The sequence below is a fragment of the Streptomyces sp. NBC_00075 genome (assembly GCF_045041225.1).
Taxonomy (GTDB): Bacteria; Actinomycetota; Actinomycetes; order Streptomycetales; family Streptomycetaceae; genus Streptomyces; species Streptomyces adonidis.
The window spans coordinates 7,873,057-7,896,651 of sequence record NZ_CP108243.1; the positions used below are offsets into that span (position 1 = coordinate 7,873,057).

Genomic DNA, 23,595 nt, shown 5'->3' on the forward strand with positions numbered 1-23,595 from the left:
AAACCCCGGCAACCTTTTCGGGCGCGGTGGAGACTATGGGCCGGAAGCTGCCTCGACTGGAGCCTCGCATCGAGCACATGATCTTCGGACCAGGTAAGGACCTCTGCCGTGGCGTCCCGTTCTTCGCGTCGTTCTCCGCGCCCTCCCCTCCATCGGCGGCGGGGCGTTCTCGTCTGTGCCTCCGTGGCGGCTGTCGCGCTCGTCATATCCCTGGTCATGGCTCTGCGGCCGGGCGGTGAGGCCGACGACGGGTACGGGGCGGCCTCGTCCGCCGCCGGTGCCCGGGTGATCGTGCCGCCGACCGCGTCGCCGGAGCCGACGCCGTCCCCGACGCCCTCCGCCACCCGGTCCGCGTCCCCGAAGCCCAAGACGAAGGCCACCCCGGCGGCCACGCGGACCGCCGCCGCGGCCCCGAAGCCGTCGGCCGCCGCCACCCGTGCCGCCGCCGCTCCCAAGCCGGCCTCCGGTGCGGCGCCCCTGGCGGGGCGGATCAAGCCCGGCGTCGACCACACGGGCGTCGCCACCTTCTACGGTGCCGGGAACGGCGACGGCCACGCCTGTTCGTACGGGCCGAGTGCCGACGTCATGACCGCCGCGATGAACACCACCGACTACGAGACGTCCATGGCGTGCGGGGCGTACATCCTCGTCCGTGCGGCGAGCGGCGCGTCCGTCACGGTCCGGATCACCAACGAGTGCCCGGGGGACTGCGCACCCGGCCAGGTCGACCTCAGCGCCCAGGCGTTCGCCAAGATCGCCGACCCCGTGGCCGGCCGGATCCCGATCACCTGGAGCCTGCTGAGCCCCGCGAACGCCGACACCCTCTCCGTCCGCTACAAGACGGGGTCCAGCCAGTACTGGTGCGGTGTCCAGGTCATCGGCCACCGCAATCCGCTGGCGCGCCTCGAAGTCCGTACCAGCGGCGGCAGTTGGGTCCGGCTGGCGCGCACCGAGTACAACTACTTCCTCTCCGAGCAGGGCAGCGGATGCGGCGGCGCGATCAGGATCAGTGACATCTACGGGGAGCAGCTGACGCTCGACGGGATCGCGGTACGGCCCGACGTCGTGCAGCCGACCCGGGTCCAGTTCGCCGCCCACTGAGCCGTCGAGGATCGACTCAGCGGCCCAACGCCCGCAGTACGGAATCCAGTTGGCTCAGCGGTTCCGCGCCGACGATCCGGAGTACGACCGTGTCCGCGCCGGCCGTCGAGAGGGCGCCGATGTCCTCGACGGCCTCCGAGGCGCTGCCGGAGACGGTGAACACCTGGTCCTGCGGGCGGCCCAGCCAGTCGCCGTGGCCCTCGGTGTGCGGGTGCAGGGTGCGTGCCACGTCGTCGGGGTCGTCGCCGACGTGACAGAACGCCAGTACCGTCAGGGTGTGTTCGGGGCCCGCGCCGCCCTTCGCGGTCAGTGCCCGGGTGTTCTCCAGGTCGCTCGGTCCGTGGCCCTCGGCGATCAGGGTGCCGTCCGCGACCCGGCCGGACAGCTCCAGCGAGCGGGGTCGGACCACCCCGGCGACCACCGGGGGCGGTTCGGCGGGCGGGTGCACCAACTGGACGCCGTCCAGGCGTACTTCACGGCCCGTCAGTTCCACGCGCTCCCCGTGCAGCAGGGCGCGTACGGAGGTGATCGTCTCCTCCAGCAGGGCCAGCGGCGAACGGGGTGCGACGCCGACCGAGGTCATCCACTCCCGTACCCCGTGACCGATCCCGGCGACGAGCCGGCCCGGGAACACCCGGGCCAGCGTGGCCAGTTCCATGGCGAGGAGTGCCGGGCTGCGCAGCGGAGCGGGGGCGATACCGATGCCCACCCGCAGCCGCTCCGTCGCGCCGAGCGCCACGGCCGCCGCCGACACACCGCCGTTCCAGCCGAGGTCCTCGACCACCCACAGGTCGTCCACACCGAGGGCCTCGGCCTGCCGCGCGAACCCGGGCAGCCCTTCCGGGGCCCAGTCGCGGTCGTACATCACACCGATCCGGAGGTTCGTCGGGTTCGTCATTTCCCGAACCTATGGTCCCGACCGGTGCTGATCAACGAGGTATTCAGCCCTGGACGGGCTTGCCCCGGCCCCAGCCCCAGGCGAGACGGTCGGCGCCGGACTGGTTGGTGGTGGCCAGCCAGGGGCGGTCGGTGGTACCCGTCAGGGTCTGGATCGAGTACATGTCGTCCGTGCGCAGGCCGGGCCAGTAGACGGAGCCCATCCTCAGCTCGCGGAAGGTGTCGGTGACGGCCTGCATGAAGTTGATGAAGTTGTTGTCGGGGGTCTTCTTGTTGTAGTCGAAGCCCGTGGTCATGAAGGCCCCGAACTCGTCCGCGACCGTCCGGTTCGCGCAGTCGCCGATGCGTTCCTTGAGGTCGGCCACCCACTGGTCGTAGGTCGCGTACTCCTTCCAGAAGCCGTAGTGGTGCAGCGAGAGGTAGGTGCCCTTCAGGCGCGGGTCGGCGCAGACGGACGTGACGTGGTCGTTGTAGCCGGCGCCGCTGACGAACACCTGGCTCCGCGCAACGGACTTGTAGGTCGCGAGCCACTTCGCCGCGATGTCCGCCCACTCGGTGTCGGTGTAGCCGTGCGGCTCGTTCATCGGCTCGAAGTAGACGTGCCTGTCGTTCTTGTACGCCTTGACGACCCTGTCCCACATGGGCCAGTAGGTGGCCGTGTCGTCGATGAAGCCGTCCTTCTGGGCGCCGGTGCCCTCCCAGTAGGACACGATCACCTTGAAACCCTTGTCCGACGCCGCGTCTATGACTCCTCGGTACGACTTCCAGTAGGCGCCGTTGACCGTGTACGGGTTGATCGGCAGCCGCACCGTGTTGGCACCCAGGTTCGCGCGGAACGCCGAGATGATCCGGCTCGACTTGGCGTACGTCCGGGCGTAGGTGTCGGAGGTCGACAGACCCGACAGCTGGAGCAGGTCGTCGGCGAAGTTGTCGCGCGGGTCCGCCCAGTTGACGCCCTTGAACTGGGTCGTGTCTCTGGCCAGGCCGTCGGAGGAGGGGGCGGAGGCGGAGGCTGAGGTCGGGTTCGCGGCGACTGCCGTGCCGCTGGTCGCGGCGATGGCGAGTGCTACGAGTGCGGCGCGCAGTCGGGGGGAGGAGGGGCGGATGCCGCCGAGGATGTTGCGCATCAACTAGCCCTTTCGCATGCCGGTCGGGGGACCGAGGGGGGCGATGTTTACGTAAACATCGCGGCGCCGGAATCGTGGCACCCGGCACAGAGATCGTCAAGGTTTCCGGCGTGTAACGCGTGTGCCGGTACCACCCGTTCGGCTCACCGGTTTTCCGGTCGGCTCAGGGGATGTGGATCAATCTCCTTCCGGAACACGGAAAGAGAGGTGCGGGCGAAGTGCAGGACCTGTTCGACTCCGCTCGGGTGTGTGTCTCGTCGCCGTACTACGCGCTCGACGATCTGCGCGTTCTGGCTCCCGGGTACGCCGAGGCTCTCGTTCCCTGCCGACACCGCACCGGGCAGCAGGAGTTGCCGATCTCCGCCGCTGACGCCGGGCGTCGGCTCGCCGTACTGGGGCTGTGCGCGGCGGAGACGGCGCGGGTGTCGGGGGCATCGGGGGCATCGGGGACATCGGGGGAGGAGGAGGCGCCGTACTACCTCGTGCGTTCCCTGTACGCGGAGTACGCACCCCCCTCCGCTTGGCCGGAGTACGCGATGACCCTGGTCGCCGAGGCCGGCGCGGGCTTCCACGGCTACCGCCACGCCTTTGCCGATGCCCGGCTGACCGGCGAGTTCAGCGACGACACCTATGTGTCCGCGCGGGTCGAGTACGACGTACTGCCCGCCGTGCTCTTCGAGCGGATGGTCCCGACCCAGCCGGTTCCGGCCCCGGCCCCGGTTGCGGGGTCCCGTACACCCGGGCCTCCGTCGCCCGCCCTGGCCGGTGTCTCGTACGACAACTGCCGTGTGTCCGCCGGCATGTTGGTCACCCCTGAGCTGTGCGCGGGTCATTTCGACGGCCGGCCGGTGCTTCCGCTGACCGTGGCCGCGGCGGGGCTGACGGCGCTCGTGGACCATGTCGTCGACGGCATGACCGGGGGGTACGCACAGCGCTGGGCGCCACGGGCGATGTCCGTGCGGGCCGACCGGATGGCGGGGGCGGGGGAGTGGGCGGTGCTCGGCGGCATCGGGGAGTTCCGGGAACACGGGATCAGGTTCAGAGGAGAGGTGCGGGTTCGGGGGGAGGTGGTGAGCACGCTTGTGCTGGACGTGGTGGTGAGCGACGGGTGACAGGGCGCGCGGCAGTTGTCGTACGGGACACCGGCCTCACGCCGACAGCCTTCGGGCCGCGTCTCCGTTCCGGTTCCGCCAGGCCGTGCGGTGGGCGTGGGCCGCTGATTCGGCGTGGTGCAGGGCCGGGGCGGGCACCGGCAGGGCGCACAGGGTGTCCAGGGTGGTCAGCATGTGCGCGGCGAAGCGGTGGCCGAGGGGTGTGAGGCGGCCGGAGGACAGGGTGACGGTGGTCGCCTCGTGGGCGGCCAGGCGCCAGCGGGCGAACTGGGCGTGCGCGGTGGCGCGCAGCGCCGGGTCGGGTTCCGTCTCCCGGCGGCGCTCCCAGAAGAGGGCGACGCCCAGATGCGCGTACGCACCGTGGAACAGGCCGGGCAGGGGGCGCGGGTCGGGGCGCCAGGGGGCGTAGAACCGCTCGGGGCCGCCCGGTTCGAACAGGTCGAAGAGGTGGAGCAGTGCCGCCAGTTTGTTGTGCTGCAACTCGTGCGCGAGCGTCACCGCGAGGCCCGTCGCCGAGGTCGGCGGGGACAGGGCCATGCAGCCGAAGGTCTCGGCACTGCTGCCGCTTCTGTTGCCGTGGCCGGGGCGGGTCAGCGGCACCAACAGGTGTGGTCCGGCGGCCAGTTCGGCGTACACCCCGGGATGGTCCGCCCGGAGGAGCCGGCACGCGTCCTGGGCCTGCGCGGCCCAGCGGCGTGCCTCGGCGGCGCCGAGACCCTCCGGGTGGGGTGCCGAGTGGGGGAAGCAGGGTGGGTCGAGGGTGTCGAGGAGGAGCGGGGCGCCGCCGTCGAGGGTGGTGAGGAGGTGGGGGCGGTGCCAACGGGCGGCGGTGCCGGGGGAGGGGCGGTGGGGTGGGCTGTGCAATGAGCCTTCGGTGTACGGGAGTCCGGGCACCGTCACGGTCGCGGTCGGCGTCGTGACGCGGCAGTGGCCTGCCCCGTCGATATGTACCTCGGCGCGGTCGCCGGGGCGTGCGTCGGGGAAGTGGGCCCGGCCCAGGGACGGCAGGGCCAGCCAGGGGCCGGTGAGGGGGAGTTCGGCTCGGGTCGGTAGGCCCGCACGGGCTGCCGCCGACACGGCGAGGGCGGTGAACCAGTGGACGGGTGGGGGGAGTCGACCGTCCGGGTTGCGAAGGTGGGCCAGCAGGCCGAACAGGGCGGGGCCCGCCGAGGGGTGGGTCAGGGCTGCCGTCGCCGCGTCGGGGGTGGTGCGGGTGGCGTCGGTGAACAGGGTCCAGGCGTGTTCGGCTGCCTCGGCGACCTTGCCGCCGGTGTCCCGTGCCGTCACGGTCACGGCGTATGCGCAGGCGAGGCGTCTGCTGTGTTCGGTGCGGGTCAGTAGGCGCAGGGCTTGTGCGCCGCCGGCGCCTGTGGCGATCGCGTCGAGCAGGGCGGTCGGGATCCGGTGCGGGGGTGGGGTCATCGGGGCGCCATTGAGCTCGGGGGGTTCTGTGCGTTGGCGGGTGCGGGCTCGTCGTGGCTTGTCGCGCAGTTCCCCGCGCCCAAATCCGCGCCCAGGCGGTCTCGGACCCGTCCGATCAGTTCCGTCAGGTCCGCGCAGTACACGCTCGGGTTGGCGAAGCCTGTGGCTGGGGCGTAGCGGGTGGCGTAGTGGCCGCCGCCGCAGACCCGGTGGAGGGGGCAGGTTCGGCAGGTGGTGGGCAGGGCGGCCGCGCCCCATTGGCGGGCCGCTATGCCGGGGTGGAGGAGCAGGGTGTCGAAGGAGTGGTGGTGGATGTCGAGGCCGGTGTGGGCGGCGCCGTCGTACGCGGTGCGCAGGGTGTCGTCCTGGGTGAGGGAGCCGTCCGTGTCCACCACGGCGTAGCGGACCGGGGACAGGCCCAGTGCCTCCGTCTGCGGGGTCGCGCCGAGGAGCAGGGCGAGGAGGTTGTCCAGGAGCCGGACCGATGTCTCCTTGGTCGCTGCGCCGTACCAGCGTTCGAAGACCGCCCACAGCCAGTCCGCGTACGGAGTGCGTCGGCCGGTCGGGTCCAGGCCGGGCGGCGGGGTTCGCCAATTGCCCAGCGGGAGAAGGAAGTCGACCGCCGGGGGGTTGTGCGCCAGCAAGGCCTCGTACGTGCGTATCGGGTCGTTGCGCAGGTCGATCGTGCACAACAGGGCGCCGAACAGGGGGCGGTGGCGCTCGCTCGACAGGCGGCGCAGGGCTGCCTCCACCCGGGCGTGGCTGCCCCGGCCGTCGGCGCTCCGGCGGTGGCGGTCGTGGGCCGCGCGGGTGCCGTCCGTGCTCACGCCGATCCGTACGCCCAACTCGCCCAGCAGGTCCAGGCGTTGCTCGGTCAGGCGGAGGCCGTTGGTCTGAAGGGTCAGGTGCAGGCGTACTCCGTCGCCTGCCGTCGTGCGCAGGGTGCGTACCGTCCGGGTCAGTGCCTCGTCGCCCATCAGGAGCGGTTCGCCGCCGTGCAGGATCACGCCCGCCTCGGTCGTCCCGTGCGTGGACAGGTGCTCCGCGATGCGTTCGGCCGTGCGGGTCAGGGTCGCCGGGGTCATCGTGCGTGGCTGGGAGCGCCAACTCTGGTCGTGCGAGCGGTACATGTAGCAGTAGTCGCAGGCCAGGTCGCAGCGGCTGTGCACCTTGAGGACGAAGGAGTGCAGCGGAGACGGCACCCAGCCCGCCGCCCGGCGCGCCGCCACGTCGGCAGCCCTCGGCCAGGGCGGTTCGGCGCGGTGCGGTGGCGGTCGGCTCATCCGCTTCCCCCGGCGCACTCTGTTCGGCGTTCGACCAGTATTTCGGTCAGTATTCGCGCGGGGAAACTTCAGCGTCAACATCATGAATGAGCCAACCAAGGTCGACTGGAAGGAAGTTGAGGGACGCTCATGGTCTCCGGCGCCTGCCGTAGGGGCAGTTGGCGGCGCTACGCTGGAAGACCGTCCCGAGATCCTCCGACACCCCATGGAGTGACCTGCATGGCAGTCGCCGACGGCACCGCCCCCACCGGGGCGGGTACAGGAGCGGGAGCGGGCGAAAGCCCGGAGTCCGAGGTCGAGTCGGTCGTTCTCGACCTCGCCGCCCTGCCGCCCGAGGACATCGAGGCCCTGCCCGACTCGGTGCTCGGCGCCCTGCTGCGCCGGGTGTACGACAGCTGTGCCGAGGGCAACCCCTTCGTCACCGGGCACAGCGAGAGCGTATGAGACGCGGGGCGCGCGTCGTGGCACGCGGGAGGGGGTCGGACGCCGCCAGTCAGGTGTGCGGAGTCCTATACTGGCGCTCCCTGAATACACCCTTTACCCGCTTTGTTCCGATCATCCCCTTTGATTCCCTTGTTCACCGCCGCGCCGAGCGGAGAAGTGATGCCAGACGCCAACACCCCTGACCGGCCGGGGCCGTTCGCGGTCTTCCTCGCCACCTCCGAGAACCTCGGCCTGAGTACGACCCTGCGCAACGTCGCCGACATCCTCGCCGACACCAACCGCAGCGTCCTCCTCGTCGACGGCCGCCACGGTGAACCCGGCGAGAGCGCGCCCCTGCCCGACCCCGAACCCGGCCGGGTGCACACCGCGAGCGCCCCCGGCGGACCCGGGCTCGCCGACCTCGCCGAGGCCCCCGTCGCCGCCGAGTACGACCATCTCCTCGTCGAGGCCCCGGTACCGGACACCTCCGAGACGACGGAACCGGCGCGTTTCGCCGCGTACGCCGACACGCTCGTCGTCTGCTTCGCGATGACCGCCTGGTCCATCGACGGGGCCGCCGCGCTCGCCGAGGACCTGATGACCCGCCGGGGCGACCGGCCCGTCCGGCTGCTCACCCTCGGCCTGAAGAGCGACGTCGGTGTCCACGACCGGCTGCGCGACGCACGCCAGCGGGTGCGCCGGAAGTTCGCGCCGGTCGCCGCCGCGCTCGGCGCGACCGACATCCCGTTCCTGGAGATCCCGTACAACCCGCTCTACCAGGACAGCCGCAGCCTCGCCGTCGACGCCGAGGACGCCGGCACGATCAGCGGACTGCGCCCCTACTACGAGCAGCTCGCCGACTGGCTGCGCGCCCGCCGCACCGCCCGCCTCACCGACGTCACCGTCGTCCACTCGGCCCGGCACGCCCTGTGGGCCGCCTGGCTGCGCGACCGGCTCGCCGTCAAGGGAGTGCGTACCGAACTGCGCCGCGCCGACACGTACGCCGGTGAACGCCCGGACCCCGGTTCGGCGTTGCTCTTCCTGTCGCCCGACGACGCCGACGACACGCTCCTCGAACAGATCGGCGCCCTCTCCCACACCGACGTCCGCATCCTGCTCGTCGACGAGCCGTTCCCGCACACCCAGGCCGCTCACCACGAACGGATCGACCTGCGCGACACCACCGAGGAAGGGGCCCTGCGGGCCCTCTACACCGGCCTCGGCCTCGGCGCGCCCGAACCCGGCGACAGCGGCGGCGGGGCCGGGTTCCCGCGCCTGCCGGAGACCACCAACGTGGGGCCGCGCAACGCCGCCTTCGTGGACCGCCCAGGACTCCTCGGCACGCTCCACGAGGAGCTGCGCGGCGCCGCCCGCGACGGCGCCTGCCTGGTGCTGCACGGCCCCAGCGGCTGGGGCAAGAGCGACACCGTGCACGAACTGTGCCACCGCGTCGGAGCCTCGTACGACGTCGTGTGGTGGGTGCGCGCCTGGGAGCGCACCCGCGTCGAGCGCGGCCTCGGCCGGCTCGCCGGACGCCTCGGCGCGCCCGAGGACCGCGTCGGCACCGACGAGGACGGCATCTCCCGGCTGCTGTCCCGGCTCTCCCGCACCGACGCCGAGGCCGACAGCTGGCTCATCGTGTACGACGGTGTCACCGACCCCGTCGAACTCCACGGCCTGCTGCCTGTGCCGCACGAGCGCGGGCACGTCCTCGTCACCAGCCGGACCGCACCGCCCGTCGGCGACCCCGCCGACGTCCGGCCGCCGCATCTGCGGGCCCTCGCCGTCGCCCCGATGGACGCCGACGAGAGCCGCGCGCTGCTCGCCGAGAAGGTCCCGGAGATCACCGAGCGGCAGGCCCGGCAGATCGGCAGCGTCGTCGACTCCGTACCGCAGGCCCTGCACATCGCCGGCCACTGCCTGGCCGAACGGACCGCCGCGCACCGCCGCGACGACCACATGAACCAGGACGCCGCCGTCCGCGCCGCCGTCGGCGACCTGCTCGCCGAGTACCGCGCCGGCAAGACCGACCTGCTGCGCACCCGCGACGCGGTGAGCCCCGTCGAGGTGATGGTGCGGGTCGCCCGGCGTGTCGTACGGACCACGCCCGGCGCGCTCGCCTGGAGCGCCGAGAGCCCCGAACGCGACGCCGTGGGCTGGCTGCTGGGCGCCGCCTCCCTGCTCACCGGACGCGGCATGGGCCTGGAGCTGCTGCGTTCGCGCCGCATCCTGTCCGAACTGGCCCACGACGACGAATCGGCGACGCCCGCACCCGCCGGCACCGAGATCCTGCTGCCCGACGAGCACATGGTCAGCGTCGCCCTGTGGGCGCTGGCCCAAGTCGGCCTGCTCGACGTCGACTTCGACCGCACCCGCCAGCCCCTCGTCCAGCACCACGGGCTGCGCGACCTGATCCGCGCCGGCATGGACCCCGACGAACGCGCCCACATCGAGTCCGTGTTGCGCAGCGTCCTGTCCGAACACGCCCCGCAGGGCCCCGACCTGCCCGCCGACTGGGCCCGCGAGGTGTTCTCGCTGCGCCTCTGGGAGGACCCCAGGCCCCGGGTGCGCCGCTCGCTGCTGCGCCACCTCAACGCCCTCGGCCAGCGCGCCGAGGCCGCCGACCTCGACCGCCTCCTCGACATCGCCGGACGCGCCCGGGAGCAGTGGGGCGCCGAGGACGGCGACGAACAGTCCCCGGAATACCTGCGGTTGCTCAACTTCGTCGCCCGCGCCCACCGGCTGCGCGGCGACTACGACCTCTCCCGGCAGATCGCCCAGGACGCGCTGCGCGGCCACCGCAGGCTCCTCGGCATCACCCACCCGCGCACCCTGCTCTCCGCCGACTCCTACGCCGCCACCCTGCGCGCCCTCGGCCGCTTCGACGACGCCCTGCTGCAACTGCGGCCCGTCCTGGACGGCCTCACCCTGCTGCTCGGCCCGCAGCACCCGGCGACCATCCAGGCCGAGCACAACCTCGCCCTCACCGAGGCCCTCACCGGCCGGATCGCCCCCGCCCTGGCCGCGATCCAGGACCGCTTCCGCTACCGGCAGGCCGTCGGCGGCACGGACGACCCCGTCGCCTGGAACGCCGCCGAACTCCTCGCCTACCTGTACCGCGCCGCCGGACGCGACGGCGAGGCCCGCGACCTGCTGCGCCAGAAGCTGCGCCGGCACGGCGACACCTGGGACCTCGTCCGGCTCCGTACCGAGGTCGGCCTCGCGATCAGCGAACGGCGGCTCGCCGACGGTTTCCCCGCCCTCAAGGACCCCCTCTACAGCTACGAACTCGCCCACGAACGCGACCTGCGCGCCCTCGGCCTCTACGTCGACCGGTTCGGCCCCGACCGCTTCGACACCGTGCGCTGCCGGTTCAGCTACGCCGCCGACCTGCACGCCCTCGGCAAGGCCGACGAGGCCGAACACCAGGCCCGGCAGTGTGTGGAGACGCTCGGCCGGTGGTTCGGCGCCGGACACCCCTACACCGGCCTCGGCGAGGTACGGCACGGCGTCTATCTACGGGCCACCGGCGACGTACGGCTGGCCGAGGAGGTCGGCCGGGGCGCGCTCAACCTCCTCACCCACAAGCTGGGCCGCGCCCACCCCTGGGTCGCCGTCGCGGAGAACTCCCTGGCCGCCACGTTCGCCTCGGCGGGCCGCACCGAGGAGGCCGTCGAACTCGCGGGCACCGCCCTGGCCCGCCTCGGCGACCTGGGCATCGCCCACCGCCTCGGCGGCCGCCGGGTCCGCGCCCACCTGGACCACCTCACCGGCACCGACCCCACCAGGCCGGTCCCGCCCTCGGGCTACGACATCGACCTGGAACTGCCCGACGTATAACGGTAATTGACTGTAATCAACTGCAATTGCCCGACGACGTATGACTGATGACGTATAGCGAAAGGCGAGCACCCGTGGCAGCCCCCGCACCGCACGCGAGCACCACGCTGAAGGAGTCGCACTGGACTCCCAAGCGCCACGGCCTGATAACCGCGCTGTGCGAGGAGACCGTCGCACGGACGTCCGCGATCCGCTCCCTGGCCCACTACAGCAACGGCATCCTCGACTTCGCCGTCCTGCGCACCGACCGCGCCCCGCTCTCCAGCCTGATCACCGAGACCGGCGACGACGCGCACAACGAGTCGCTGCCCGGCAGCAGACTCCTGCTGTGCGCCCAGGACCTCGGCGCCGTCCTGCGCCCGCTGAAGACGGGCGAGCTGATGCGCACGGTCCTCGCGGGCGGGCGCGCAGGCCTGTGGGGCGGCCGGGCCCGCCCCGACGAGTTCCTGGCCGCGGTGACGGACGTACCCGGCGGCGTGCCCGAGATGGACGAGGCGATGAACCGGCTCACCGCCCGAATCCGCACCGAAGTGCACGGCCTGCCCGACGAGTTGCTCGGCGGCGACGCACAGGCGAAGGCCCACCTCCAGACCGGCGAAGCACCCGTGGGCCCCCAGGTCGACTTCGGGACGGCCGCCGCCCCCGACACCGTGTACGAGCAGCGGCTGCGCGACCTCTGGCGCACCCACGTGAACACCACGGACCTCCAGTACGCCGGCTACTACCGGGACTGGACGCTGGTCTGCGTCGGCGACGTCTTCGACAGCCAGGAACTGGGCCCCCGCTTCATGGACGTCAGCGTCCGCACCCGCCGCACCGCCTACCGCGACCTGTCCCGCAGCCTCCGCGGTCACCTCGTCCGCCTCAAGGACGCCCTCGACCTGATCGCCCCACCCCCAGGCGGCGGCGCCTCGGTCGACCGCCTGGTCCTGGACGTCCAGGAGGGCGCGGTCTACGTCCACTGGACCTCACCCCGAGCCTTCCTCCTGGGCGTGACCCTGGACCAGAGGCAGGTGGCCAACGCGGAGAAAAGGCTGGCGGCCCTGGCTCAGGTCACAGGCGGGGTCGAGGTTCCAACGCCCCGCTGAGCGCGCCCCAAAGGGGCGCGGGGAACTGCGCGACCAGCCCCCACCGGGCCCGCAGACGAAAACACACCCATCACCACCCTAAGAAACACCCGGCGCACTCAAAGTCCCCCAAACCTCCTCCGCAAGCACCTCCACCGTACGAGCCGGAGTAAGCGGATTCGGATGCTCGGCGCCGCCAAGCAAATGCACCGGCAACACCTCCACCGCGTTCTCGTACTCCCGACAGATCCGCCGAAGCTCCCTCAGCTGAACCTCGGTCGGCACACCCGGCGCGGCCCCCCGGGCCCAAGCCGCCACCGCCCCCCGAAACTCCTCCGTCAACGCCCGCACCAACGTCGCACACCCCAGAACCCGCAACTCCGCCGAACCGGCCGCGGCCCGCCGCGTCACCGACTCCAGCATCGCCAGCGCCTCCCGGAACCGCCGCCACACCGTCCCCGGCAACTCCTCCGGCGGCTCCGGCTCAGGAGCCGCCCGCCCACCCGTCACCGCCGGTAGGGCCGGACGCGCCGCGGCCTCCAGCGTCATCGCGGCCAAGTTGCGCCGCATCTCGTCGAGATGCGCCGTCTGCTGCTCCAGATTCCGCCGCATCCGCTCGCCCAGCTCGGCGAGATCCTCCTCCCGCCCCTCCTCCACGAGCCGCCGCTCCAGTTGCAGCAGCGCCTCGTGGACGCTCTGCGGGAACCGGCCCTGCCGGTACACCAGCGGGCGGGAACCGATCGACCGGCCGATCCGGTCCTGCATCGCGTGCGACACCAGTCCGTTGACCACGAGTAGTGCCTCGAACCGGCCCGGGCGCACCGCACTGCGCAACCCGTTCACCTGGGTGACGATCCGTTCGACGTCGTCGGCGAGGAGCAGCGAACGGGCGTAGATCACCGCGATGTAGGCGTTCGGCGCCGGCGACAGCCAGTACAGGACCTCCTCCCGGCCGCCGGCCGAGCGCGCGAGCCTGGCCGGCACCGGATCACGGGAGGCGATCCGCCACTGGCCCAGGTCGAGGGCGTCGTGCACATCGCCCGACACCCGCTGGTACGACACGCGTTCGTGCAGCGCCCGTACCGCCCGCAGGACCGTCGCGCCGGGCACCCGGCTCACCACACCGTCGCGGTCCTCGCTGAGCTGCCAGGCCTCCCGGCACGTCTTGAGCACCTCGCGCGGCACGCCCTCGGTCAACTCGTGGAGCAGCCGCAGCGCTTCGTCGTCGAAGGGCCCGGTGGAGGCCGGTGCTCCCTCGCCCGAGTCGTCGTCCGCCTCCTCGCCCGAGGCCAGATACCGGGCCACCAACTCCCCCGTACGGTCCTGGTCGAGCCCCGTCGGCCACAGCTGCACCACCCGCTCGTGCACGCTCTGGCGCAGTGCCCGCAGCCCGTCGGGCGAGGAGCAGAACACCAGCAGACCGCCGTGGCTCGTATAGATGTTGATGAGGCGTTCGAAGGCGTCGATGAACGCGCGCCGACTGTCGTCCGGCCAGTCCAGGACCTTCTCCAGCGAGTCGAGGAGCAGGACGTACGGCCGTCCGACCCGGCCGTGCAGAAAGCCCTGCACGGTCAGCGCGTCGAAGACCCGGTCGATGCCGGCCGCGTTGTCGGGGCGCCCCTCCGACGGGCCGATCGCCTCCGTGATGCCGCGTTCGCGCAGCGGTTCGGCGGGCTCCGCGCCGTTCAGCCAGTTCCACACCATCCGGTTGAACGGCGGCTCCAGGAGCAGCGCGAGGGCGCTGGAGAACCTGCGGTGCTCGGTGACCTCGCCCAGGGTGCCGCGCAGATCGGCGTGGATCACCTCGGGGTCGTAGCGCAGCGCCGACACCACCTTGTCCGGGTCGAGCACCCGGTCGCGCAGCCCGGTCGCGATCTCCCGGAGGGTGCCCCGGCGCGGGTCGTCGTCCTCGCCGCCGACCCAGCCGGCCGTCACATAGGCGTAGTAGTCCCGCACCAGCTCCTCGAAGGCCCGCTTGCCCTGCTCGGTGTCGCCGGGCCCGCGCAGCCGGTCGCGGTAGAGCCGCCCCATGTCCTGCGCCGGTTCGTCCACGATCCAGGTCGCCGTCTCGGGGTGCCGGGCCCGGATCGTCTGGTAACTCCGGCGCAGGGCATGGCTCTTGCCCAGGCCGAACTCGCCGACCAGGGCGATCGCCCGGCCGCGCCGGCCACCGGCGGCGGGCGGCGCGAAGTAGTCGTCGACGAGCGACTCGACGTCCTCGATGAGCGGGGTGTCGATGTGGGCGTTGCCCGAGTCGGCCGCCCGGACCCGCGCGTCCCCCAGGTCGGACATGGGTCCCAGGCGCACGACAGGGCTCAGCGGGAAGGGGTTGCGGTGCCAGGTGTGTCCACTGGTCGGCGTCACGATGGCACTCCTCGTGTGTCCGGTGTCGGCCTTGGGAGCGGCGAGCGGGTGCGGCGGGTACTGCCGGTACAGCGAGTCTGGCGAGGACATCTGTTCGGTTCCTGTGTACGGATCCTGGTTCCTGGTTCCTGTGTACGGGTGGAACGGGTGCGTCGGGAACCCCCGGCTAGGCGGGTCTGCGGGGCGCGCGGCCCGCAGGAGGTGTGCGGCCCAGGTCCGCGGGGTCGAGGGTGGGCGCGGCGAGGTCGGCGGCGGTCACCCGCACCCGGCCGCCCGCGAGTCTCTGCCGCTCGGCGACCCGGAAACACTCCCGGCGCAGATGCCGTACGTCGGCGAGGCTCCACGGGTCGGGGGCCGGCTCCGCGCCCTGCCCCTGGCTCGGGATCGCGGCCAGCGGCGGCACGGTGTTCTCGGGGTCGGGATGGCCGCCGCGAGCGGTCTCGGTGAACTTCACGGTGTCCTCCGTGGCGAGCGATCCGAGCGAGAGATGGGTGAGTGCCGTGTTCGGCGGCAGGCCCGCGATCACCTCACCCGCCGTTCGCGGATTCTGGTGACTGATCTCGACGAACAGTACGATCCGGCTCTCCGCGTGGCTCAGCCACGTCTTGAGGAAGTTGGTCCGCACCTCGCCCCCGGCGTCCCGCCAGTCGATGTGCGGGACGATGGCGAACAGCAGACCGTTCTGCTGGGCGAGCAGCTTGCTGATGGCGCTGAACGCCTTGGGTACGTCGTCACCGGTGAACGTCGGGTCGAGCGACACCCCGGGGAACTCCCGCTCCAGTGTCTCGACGATCCGGTCGCGGATCGCCGTGTTGATCTCCGGGGTCTGTGCGAAGTCGCCCCGCCGGTCCCAGCTGACCTTGTCCCCGAGGTTCTCGTACCCCCCGGCCATCGCCACCACCGGCCGCACCAGGCCCTCGATGTACGCCTGCGCCCAGTGCACACACCGGTGGATCAGCGTGGTCTTGCCCATGCCCACCGGCCCGGTCACCACGACCAGATGACCTCGGCGCGCCTCCGGGTCGAGCAGTCCGGGCAACTCCTCCTGGAGGCACTCCTCGAACAGTTGCAGCTGCTCCCGGGCGTGGTCGACGTCCACCCACTGGTGGACATGGCTCTCGTCCTTCCAGGGCACCAGCGGATGGTCGGCCTTCGGCCGGACATGCGTCGCGGGCAGCCGGTCCCGGCTCTCCGGCACATACACGCCGAAGGGGTTCGCGTTCTCCGTCTCGTCGAGCGGCCCGATCATTCGGCGCCCTCCGTCGTCCCGGACTGTGCGGAACCGGGCCGTCGGGTGCGCCAACTCCAGTACAGGAAGGCGCGGTTGAGTTCGGGCAGGGCGCGCAGGCAGCTCGCCACGGACGCGTGTTCCTCGTTCGCGATACGAGTGCGGGTCTCGTCGTCGAGCAGGTAGGTGCCGCTGTTCCTCGGCAACGGCTCGGCCAGCGGCAGCCCGTCGGCGATCCGCTCCGCCGCCGCGAGCCGGGCGGCGGGGCCGGGCACCCGGGAGAGCGCGGCGGTCAACGCCTCCCGCGCGGACCGCACCGGCAAGTGGTCCGCCTGGGCGTAGGACACTCCGTACGCGGCGAGGTAGTCCCGTACGGCATCCCGGTACGCGTTCTCCGTCGTCCTCAACTCCAGGCGCAGCGAACGCCGTTCGGCCGAGCCGCGCTCGTAGGACTGGCCGACCAGGGTGAGCAGCGCACCCAGCAGAAGCAGGGGCAGCTGCTTGAGGGCGGTCATGAGCCAGCCGTCCTCGTCCGCCTCCTTGGCCCGCGCGGCGGTCCCCGGCGAGTCCGACTCGGCGGCCATCAGCGCGGCGCAGGCCCGCCCGAAGTCGTCGTCGTGGTCCTTGGCCCACTGCTCCGGCGTGACCTTCGTGTCGGCCTTCAGCAGCCCCAGCCGGACGGCCGCCGTGAGCAGGTCGGTACGGTGGACCGGCGCGAGGCAGTACACCAACTGGGCATCCCGCTCAGGCGAGTTGGCGTCCCCGGCGGACACGGCGAAGGCCGGCCCGGCACCGGCGGCCAGCAGCAGGAGGGTTGCCCCGGTCACCGCGTGCCGTCGGCGGCCCGGGGGAGCGCAGCCCCGGACACTCCGGTTCAGCGGGCGGGTGCCACCGCGTGGCACCCCTCGCACACCTGATCTCCTCGCCTGCCTCATCTGTGTCTCCCCCGTCCGGTACCGGCACTTCGTACGCCATCAGGTCTCGTACGTCTTGCATTCCCCACGGCCGCTGCCTGTCCCACATTTCCGGCAGCCGAACTCCGGCTACGCGACCGACTGTTCGTCCTCGGGATCCTGCTCGTACGGAGAGTGACGCTCACCCTCGGAGGAGAGTTCCCGCCGGGACGGACGGGCCAGCAGTGCCTGTGAGGTGCCGTGCAGCAGGTTGACGGTGATCACGGCCGGGCCGACGATCGCGGCGGTGCCAGGGAAGTCGCGCTCCAGGGTCAGGGCGATCAGTACGGCCGTGATGCCGTTCTGCTGCCCGAGGCCCAGCGCGATCCGGTCGCCGCGCTCCAACCCCCGTACGAACAACGGCATCACGCCGAACGCCACCACCGCCTGCGCCCCGAACGCCGCCACGCCGAGCACGAACCCCGGCCACAGCTCCACCCCGTGCGAGAGCAGCAGCCCGAGCGTCAGGAACGCGGCGAGGAAGGCGCCGCCGACCGCCCGGCCGACCGCCTTGTCGAGCACTCCGGCGCGCAGGACGAGCCCGGCCAGTGCCACCCCGAGCATCAGCTGGTTCACCGCCGCGAGCACCAGCATCGCCCCGACGAGCAGTACGGCGCCGCCGGCCTTCGTGCGCCGGACCGCGGGCACGTCCGGCAGCCGTGACACCGCCCGCCGCCCGGCCCACCACAACAGCACCACGGCGACCAGGAGTACGGCGTTGAAGAGGAGCCCGGTCGCGTAGTCGCCGCCCGCGCCCCGGCTGATCTCGGGGGCGCCCTCGTGCCCCGCGGCCGTATAGGCGTACCCCGCCAGATACAGGGTCAGCAGGACCGTCATCGGGTCGTCGAACGAGGCCCACGCCGTCAGCAGCGACTGGGCGCGCGGCGACATCCGGCCCCTGCCGGTCAGGGCGGCGACCGACAGCGGGTCGATCTGGGCGACGGCGATGCCCAGCACCAGATACTCCGGCTTCCCGAACACCAGCACCATCGTGCCGGCGATCAGACCGGCCTTGAGGACCACTCCCAGGGTGACCGCGGCGACCACACCACGTAGATCGGCGCGCAGCGCCTTGAGGTCGATCGAGTACGTGCTCCCGTACAGGCCGACCGCGAGCAGCAGCGACGCCCCGAACACATAGGCGCCGGAACCCGTCAGCGCCGAGACGTCCACCGCAAGACCGGCCAGTACTCCCAGGACCAGCAGGCCGGCGCCGCCGAGGACGATGCCGGGGACCACCTCGGGGAGGCGTCGTACCGGCAGCTGTCGTAAACGGGTGCGCAGGGATGCCCGCATGGCCTCTTCCCCCCTCCGCTCCGGCCCCGCCCGGCGTCCGGCACGGCCGGATAGGTTCTCCCGGCGGGGCGTTGTGCGACCGCCGCGGGGCAGGTGAATGGTAGGGGCCACGGTGCCGGGGGAGAAGCCGAAGATCGGCCTTCCGCCGCGCCCGTCGACGACCCCTGGCCGGTACGCGACCCGACCGGCCGGCGACGCTGCCGTCCCGCTCTGTCCTCCTCCCCTTCACGATGCCCGGCCGGGCCCACTCGCGAACCCGCCGCCCCCGCCTGGCCGAAAGCCAACCTTCCTTTCCAGCAGGGTATTTGGCGCCCGTACACTCACCCGGTGACAAAGGTGACACGGGACGACGTCGCCAGACTCGCGGGAACTTCCAGCGCGGTTGTCAGTTACGTCGTCAACAATGGCCCACGGCCCGTATCCGCGGAGAAACGCAGACGCGTTCTCGAAGCGGTCAAAGAGCTGGGATACCGGCCCGACCGGGTGGCCCAGGCCATGGCCAGCCGTCGTACGGACCTCCTGGGACTGATCGTTCCGGACGCCCGTCAGCCATTTTTCGGGGAAATCACCCACGCGCTGGAACGCGCCGCCGCCGACCGGGGGAAAATGGTCCTCGTCGGCAACTCCGATTACCAGGAGGAGCTCGAACTCCGTTACCTCCACTCCTTTTTGGGGATGCGGGTGTCGGCGCTGATCCTGGTCAGTCTCGGACTCGGCGACCGGGCCGCCGCCGAGATCGACACCATGGACACCCGGGTCGTGCTGATGCACGAACGGTCCGCGTCCGTACGGAAGTTCGCCGTGGTCACCGATGACATCGAGGGTGCCAGGATCGCCACCCGGCATCTCCTCCAGCACGGTCACACCGCCGTGGCCTGCCTCGGCGGACCCGAGTCGGCTCCCCGGGCCGGCGATCCCGTCGCCGACCACGTCGAGGGCTGGCGCAAGGCGATGGCCGACGCCGGCCGCTCCACCGAGGGGCTCCTCTTCCGCGCCCCCTACAACCGCTACGGCACCTATGAGATCGCGCTGCGCCTGCTCGCCGCCCCCGGCAGGCCGACCGCCGTGTTCTGCTCGACGGACGACCAGGCGATCGGCCTGCTGCGGGCGGCCCGTGAACTGGGCGTGGACGTACCGGGCGAGCTGGCGGTGGCGGGCTTCGACGACGTCAAGGAGGCGGCGATGACCGACCCGCCGCTGACGACGGTCGCCTCCGACCGCCAGGCGATGGCCCGTACGGCGGTGGACATGGCACTCGACGCGAACCTGGACACGGTCACACCCGGCAGCGGGACGGACCGCACCCGACGCTTCCCGTCCCACCTGGTGGTCCGCACATCCTGCGGCTGCCCGGCCGCCTAGCCGCGGCAGCCGGGCCTCGGTTCCGTCAGGCGTTCGGGTCGAACGAGATGCCCGACGGCAGGGCCTTGGTGAGGTGGGCGGCGAAGTTGGCGTCCTTGAGGCCGAAGTTGGCGCTGCCGAAGTCGTACGCGCTCAGCTTGTCGCGCAGACCGGCCGGGTAGCCGTTCCAGCCGACCAGGTCCGGGTACTGCCAGGTGCCGTAGGCGTTCTCCGGCGGCTCGTCGTTCGAACCGGCGATCCGGAAGGTGTGGGTGCTCACCCCGTCCTTGTGGTAGACGATCTTGGGGTGGTTGCCGTCCCAGCGGACCGCGCTGGCGGCCTGGACCACGAAGTCACCGTGCGCGGACGTGGAGACGTACTTGGCCTGACCGTCCTGCACCCACACCACGACGTGCTCCCAGTCGTGCCGGTGGCCGCCGATCGTCGCCTGGTCCTTCTCGAAGTAGAGGGCGTACATGATCGCGCACCAGCCGTTGTTGCACTTCTCGCGCGAGTAGCCGTTGGTGTTGTCGAGGTCCGAGGTGTCGTGGCACTCCCCGCTGACCGAACCGGACGGGTTGAGACCGCCGTTGACGGTTCCGTCGGGGCCGATGGCCGGCGTGGGGTAGCAGCCGTCGGTGTCGTAGTCGTAGGCCGGCTGCCACGTGTTCTCGAGGGTGTCGGCGTTGGCGGGCAGGGCCGACGGCGGGGCGGCGAAGGCGCTGCCGGGAACGGCGACGACGAGCGCGACGGCGCTGCCGAGGACCAGCGAGGCTCTGCGGACGCGCGAGGTGATCTTCACTGCGTGCTCCTGATGACCGTGGGGGTGGCGGGTGACGGGGGTGGAAGGCAACGGTCCGGTTGGCGTGCCCGGAACAAAGTTGCCCCATCGCCCGACGGTCTGATCGTTGACAGGTGTCACTGTGATGAAAACTCAACCAACAGTGCGGTCGGGGGAGTTGGGGCGGGGTGTTCTGCCACCCTCTTCGTACAATTTGGGGCCGTACAGAACGGAGAACCCCGTGCGCGCCCTCGTCATCCGTCACGACCATCTCTCGCTGTCCGGTCCCGTCGGTGACCGGATCGCCCAACTCGGCTACGACATCGACGAGTTGACCGTCGTACCGGCCGAGCGGCACAACGGCCCCGGCGTGGAGTTCGCGTTCCCCGACCCGGCCGGCTACGACCTGGTCGTGCTGCTCGGGGCACCCTGGTCGGTCTACGACCGGGCCTCGGTCGCGCCCTGGATCGACGGCGAACTGGAGCTGCTGCGCACCGCGTACGCCGCCGAGCTGCCCGTGCTCGGCATCTGCTTCGGGGCGCAGGCGCTCGCCACCGCCCTCGGGGGGAGCGTCGAGGCGGCTCCCCGGCACGAGATCGGCTGGACGGCCGTCGAGTCGGACGTACCGGGGCTGATCCCGGCCGGACCGTGGTTCCAGTGGCACTTCGACCGGTTCACGGTCCCGCCGGGCGCGGTGGAGCTGGCCCGCAGCGCGGTCGGTCCCCAGGCCTTCCGGGCCGGGCGGGCGCTCGGGGTGCAGTTCCATCCCGAACTCGCCGAGGAAACGTTGCTTCAGTGGCTGGACTCCGGCGGCCGGCACGAGGCCGTGGCGCACGGCGAGGACCCGGAGCGGCTGCTCACCGAGACCCGCGCCCGGCACGAGGAGTCACGGCAGCGGGCGTACGACCTCGTGGACGCGTTTCTCGCGCAGATCGCCGGGGTGACGGGGGCGCGCGCCGGTGGCCGGGGGCATGCGGCCTGAGGGCTTCCGCTTCCCGGGCCGTTCCCGGCGGCTCTCGGCTGAACGGTTTCCGGCGGAATCGCGTCGTATACGTAGGGGCAGTCGCTGGTAGCCGGGCGGCAGGCGCGTTCACTCGTACAGGGGGATCACCATGGCTTCGGTCCGGTCGTTGTCGTCCGTCGTGCTGGTCGGGGGGCTGATGTGCGCGGCCGTCGGCTGCGGCGGGGACTCCGGGGCCTCGGTGTCCGCACCGGCGCCGTCGTCCCCGTCGTCCTCGTTCTCGTCGTTCGCGGAGTCCTGGGAGGAACCCGCCGCGTACGCCTACACGTTGACGTCGAGCGAGGGGGAGCGCAGCCTCATCGGCATGTTCCGGGTGACGGTCCGGGACGGGAAGGTGACCAAGGCGGTCGGGCTCGACGACAGCGGGCGGGCTGCCGTACAGCGGGCACCCGAGGAAGTGCCCACCATCGGCGGCCTGTTGGACCGGCTGGCCCGGGCCCACAAGGAAGGCGCGGACACGGCGGAGGCGGCGTACGCCCCCGACGGGCACCCCGAACGCATCACCCTGGACCCGCTGAAGGACGCGATCGACGACGAGGAGTCGTACGTGATCAGCGACTACGAGCCGGCCGGCAACAAGAAGGCATCAGGGACTCCGGAGACCGCGGCGACTCAGCCCTGACCGGCGGTGCTCTCGGGGGTGGGGCCCTGGCTGGCGGCGCCGCCCTGACCGGAGCCGCCCTGGCTGCCCTGCACGCTCAGGTCCTCGATCGTGCCGCCCACCTTCTGGCGCAGCGGCTCCAGGAGCTTCGGGGCCGCGCTGATGACCCACTTGGTGCCGACGAGGTACTTGCCGCCGTACATGGCGGCGCTGTCCAGCCAGGTCAGCTTGTACTTCTCCGCGGGGAACGTGGTGATCAGATAGTCGCCCAGGGCGGTGTGGCAGACGCCCTCGCGCAGTTCGTCCGCGTCGGTACGGATCTTCACCGTGCAGCCCGTCAGCTGGGCGATCACCTCGACCTTGGCGGGCGCGACCACGGCGGCGACGGGGGCGGGAGTCATGGACTCCGACGCCTTCTTGTCCGCCTTGTCAGTCTTGTTCGTCTTGCTCGTGTCCGAGGTGCAGGCCGTGGTCAGAGGGAGGACGACGGCCGTCAGAAGCGCGGCGAGTGCGACGGCCCTGCGGGGGAACGGTCGCCGGGTTTGCTGCTGGGACACTGCGCCTCTCCAGATCGGGTGGTACGGCGGACGTACTACTCGACAGGGGATACGGACGGGCGGTGGGCCGCGTTCACAGCCAGCCGTTGCGTTTGAAGCCGCGGTGGACGAAGAAGCAGGCGGTGGCGATGACGCCGAGGACGAGCGGGTAACCGAAGCGCCAGTGCAGCTCGGGCATGTGCTCGAAGTTCATGCCGTAGACGCCACAGACCATCGTCGGTACGGCGATGATCGCGGCCCAGGCGGTGATCTTCCGCATGTCCTCGTTCTGGCCGACGGTGACCTGGGCGAGGTGGGCCTGGAGGATCGAGTCGAGCAGGGCGTCGAAGGCGTGGATCTGCTCGGTGGCGCGGATGAGGTGGTCGGCGACGTCCCGGAAGTAGGCCTGTATCGCGGGCTCGATGGAGGGCATCGGCTCGGTGGCCAGGGTCTGGAGGGGGCGGGCGAGGGGGACCACCGCCCGCTTCAGTTCGAGGAGTTCGCGCTTGAGCTGGTAGATACGGCCGGCGTCGGCGGTGCGCGGGCTCTGCGGGGAGAAGACGTCCGACTCGACCTGGTCGATGTCGTCCTGGACGGCGTCCGTGACCTGTAGGTAGTCGTCCACGACATGGTCGGCGACGGCGTGCAGCACGGCGGCCGGGCCCTGGCCGAGCTGGTCCGGGTCGGCCTCCAGGTCCTCGCGCAGGGGGCCGAGGGAGCCGTGCCGGCCGTGGCGGACGGTGACGACGAAGTCGGGGCCGGCGAAGACCATGATCTCGCCGGTGGTGACGACCTCGCTGGTCGCGGTGAGTTCCTCGTGCTCGACGTAGCAGACCGTCTTGAACACGGCGAACAGGATGTCGCCGTACCGCTCCACCTTGGGGCGCTGATGGGCCTGGACGGCGTCCTCGACGGCGAGCGGGTGCAGGCCGAACAGTTCGGCGACGCGGGCGAACTCCGTCTCGGAGGGTTCGTGCAGGCCGAGCCAGACGAAGCCGCGGTTGTGCTTGCGGACGCGGGCGACGGACTCCTCGACGGTCGGGGCGGTGTCCTGGCGCACACCGTCCCGGTAGATCACACAGTTGACGACGGCCGAGCCGAGCGGCGAACGGGCGGGATGACTGAGATCCACCCGCCGCCGCGCACGCCGAGCCAGGCGGGCCACTTTACGCAGGCTGCCGACCATCGACATGCGGGTGCTC

General features: G+C 71.7%; 19 protein-coding genes. 8 read left to right on the top strand and 11 right to left on the bottom strand.

Features of this window, described 5'->3' with window-relative positions:
• Positions 1–108 precede the first annotated feature (108 nt).
• A complete protein-coding gene (locus tag OG787_RS34520; protein WP_405537826.1) occupies positions 109–1,101 on the top strand; it encodes an expansin EXLX1 family cellulose-binding protein in 993 nt (330 codons plus the stop codon).
• Between the two features lie 16 nt (positions 1,102–1,117).
• On the opposite strand, the gene OG787_RS34525 is transcribed toward OG787_RS34520, so the two are convergent.
• Positions 1,118–1,999 carry an LLM class flavin-dependent oxidoreductase gene (locus OG787_RS34525; protein ID WP_405537827.1) on the bottom strand — a complete coding sequence of 294 codons (882 nt, stop codon included), beginning with the start codon at positions 1,997–1,999 and terminating at the stop codon, positions 1,118–1,120.
• 43 nt (positions 2,000–2,042) lie between these two features.
• The gene (locus tag OG787_RS34530) at positions 2,043–3,125 is read right to left on the bottom strand and encodes a glycoside hydrolase family 5 protein (protein WP_369034816.1); all 1,083 of its coding nucleotides are present in this window, start codon (positions 3,123–3,125) and stop codon (positions 2,043–2,045) included.
• 218 nt (positions 3,126–3,343) lie between these two features.
• Here OG787_RS34530 and OG787_RS34535 point away from each other — a divergent pair, with 218 nt between their 5' ends.
• Entirely contained in the window at positions 3,344–4,237 is an 894-nt protein-coding gene (locus OG787_RS34535) for a hypothetical protein (protein ID WP_405537828.1), read from the top strand.
• A 36-nt stretch (positions 4,238–4,273) separates the two neighbouring features.
• Here the strand turns inward: OG787_RS34535 and OG787_RS34540 are convergent, their stop codons facing one another.
• Together OG787_RS34540 and OG787_RS34545 are read right to left on the bottom strand one after the other, a co-directional pair.
• Positions 4,274–5,659, bottom strand: coding sequence for an HEXXH motif domain-containing protein (locus OG787_RS34540; protein WP_405537829.1), 1,386 nt, complete (start codon positions 5,657–5,659; stop codon positions 4,274–4,276).
• A complete protein-coding gene (locus OG787_RS34545; protein WP_405537830.1) occupies positions 5,656–6,942 on the bottom strand; it encodes an FxsB family cyclophane-forming radical SAM/SPASM peptide maturase in 1,287 nt (428 codons plus the stop codon). Before OG787_RS34545 ends, OG787_RS34540 begins: the two co-directional genes overlap by 4 nt.
• Positions 6,943–7,161: 219 nt before the next feature.
• Between OG787_RS34545 and fxsA the strand changes: the two genes are divergently transcribed.
• The 3 genes from fxsA to OG787_RS34560 all read left to right on the top strand — a co-directional run bounded on the left by fxsA (position 7,162) and on the right by OG787_RS34560 (position 12,293).
• A complete protein-coding gene (gene fxsA, locus OG787_RS34550; RefSeq protein WP_369034820.1) occupies positions 7,162–7,386 on the top strand; it encodes an FxSxx-COOH cyclophane-containing RiPP peptide in 225 nt (74 codons plus the stop codon).
• A 159-nt stretch (positions 7,387–7,545) separates the two neighbouring features.
• Positions 7,546–11,205, top strand: coding sequence for an FxSxx-COOH system tetratricopeptide repeat protein (gene fxsT, locus OG787_RS34555; protein ID WP_405537831.1), 3,660 nt, complete (start codon positions 7,546–7,548; stop codon positions 11,203–11,205).
• Positions 11,206–11,279: 74 nt separating this feature from the next.
• Positions 11,280–12,293, top strand: coding sequence for a hypothetical protein (locus OG787_RS34560; protein WP_405537833.1), 1,014 nt, complete (start codon positions 11,280–11,282; stop codon positions 12,291–12,293).
• A 78-nt stretch (positions 12,294–12,371) separates the two neighbouring features.
• On the opposite strand, the gene OG787_RS34565 is transcribed toward OG787_RS34560, so the two are convergent.
• From OG787_RS34565 to OG787_RS34580, 4 genes are all read right to left on the bottom strand, one after another.
• Entirely contained in the window at positions 12,372–14,726 is a 2,355-nt protein-coding gene (locus OG787_RS34565; RefSeq protein ID WP_405537834.1) for a hypothetical protein, read from the bottom strand.
• Positions 14,727–14,802: 76 nt separating this feature from the next.
• Entirely contained in the window at positions 14,803–15,885 is a 1,083-nt protein-coding gene (locus OG787_RS34570) for a hypothetical protein (protein WP_369034824.1), read from the bottom strand.
• Positions 15,882–16,775: a hypothetical protein gene (locus tag OG787_RS34575; RefSeq protein ID WP_405537835.1), complete on the bottom strand. Its 894-nt coding sequence runs from the start codon at positions 16,773–16,775 to the stop codon at positions 15,882–15,884. Before OG787_RS34575 ends, OG787_RS34570 begins: the two co-directional genes overlap by 4 nt.
• Before the next feature lie 132 nt (positions 16,776–16,907).
• Positions 16,908–18,113 (bottom strand): hypothetical protein, encoded by a 1,206-nt coding sequence (locus tag OG787_RS34580; RefSeq protein ID WP_405537836.1) that lies wholly within the window; start codon positions 18,111–18,113, stop codon positions 16,908–16,910.
• Between the two features lie 327 nt (positions 18,114–18,440).
• On the opposite strand from OG787_RS34580, the gene OG787_RS34585 reads away from it, so the two are divergent.
• Complete coding sequence (locus OG787_RS34585; RefSeq protein WP_369034827.1) at positions 18,441–19,475, top strand: LacI family DNA-binding transcriptional regulator; 1,035 nt, start codon at positions 18,441–18,443, stop codon at positions 19,473–19,475.
• A gap of 25 nt (positions 19,476–19,500) precedes the next feature.
• Here the strand turns inward: OG787_RS34585 and OG787_RS34590 are convergent, their stop codons facing one another.
• Positions 19,501–20,256, bottom strand: coding sequence for an NPP1 family protein (locus tag OG787_RS34590; RefSeq protein WP_369034828.1), 756 nt, complete (start codon positions 20,254–20,256; stop codon positions 19,501–19,503).
• A gap of 220 nt (positions 20,257–20,476) precedes the next feature.
• On the opposite strand from OG787_RS34590, the gene OG787_RS34595 reads away from it, so the two are divergent.
• Both OG787_RS34595 and OG787_RS34600 read left to right on the top strand, forming a co-directional pair.
• Entirely contained in the window at positions 20,477–21,217 is a 741-nt protein-coding gene (locus tag OG787_RS34595) for a type 1 glutamine amidotransferase (protein ID WP_405537837.1), read from the top strand.
• A 130-nt stretch (positions 21,218–21,347) separates the two neighbouring features.
• Positions 21,348–21,878, top strand: a complete 531-nt coding sequence (locus tag OG787_RS34600; protein ID WP_369034830.1) for a DUF6174 domain-containing protein — start codon at positions 21,348–21,350, stop codon at positions 21,876–21,878.
• On the opposite strand, the gene OG787_RS34605 is transcribed toward OG787_RS34600, so the two are convergent.
• Both OG787_RS34605 and OG787_RS34610 read right to left on the bottom strand, forming a co-directional pair.
• A complete protein-coding gene (locus tag OG787_RS34605) occupies positions 21,869–22,414 on the bottom strand; it encodes a hypothetical protein (RefSeq protein ID WP_369034831.1) in 546 nt (181 codons plus the stop codon). The two genes, OG787_RS34600 and OG787_RS34605, sit on opposite strands and share 10 nt — an antisense overlap.
• Positions 22,415–22,487: 73 nt before the next feature.
• A complete protein-coding gene (locus OG787_RS34610) occupies positions 22,488–23,585 on the bottom strand; it encodes a magnesium and cobalt transport protein CorA (RefSeq protein WP_405537838.1) in 1,098 nt (365 codons plus the stop codon).
• Positions 23,586–23,595 lie beyond the last annotated feature (10 nt).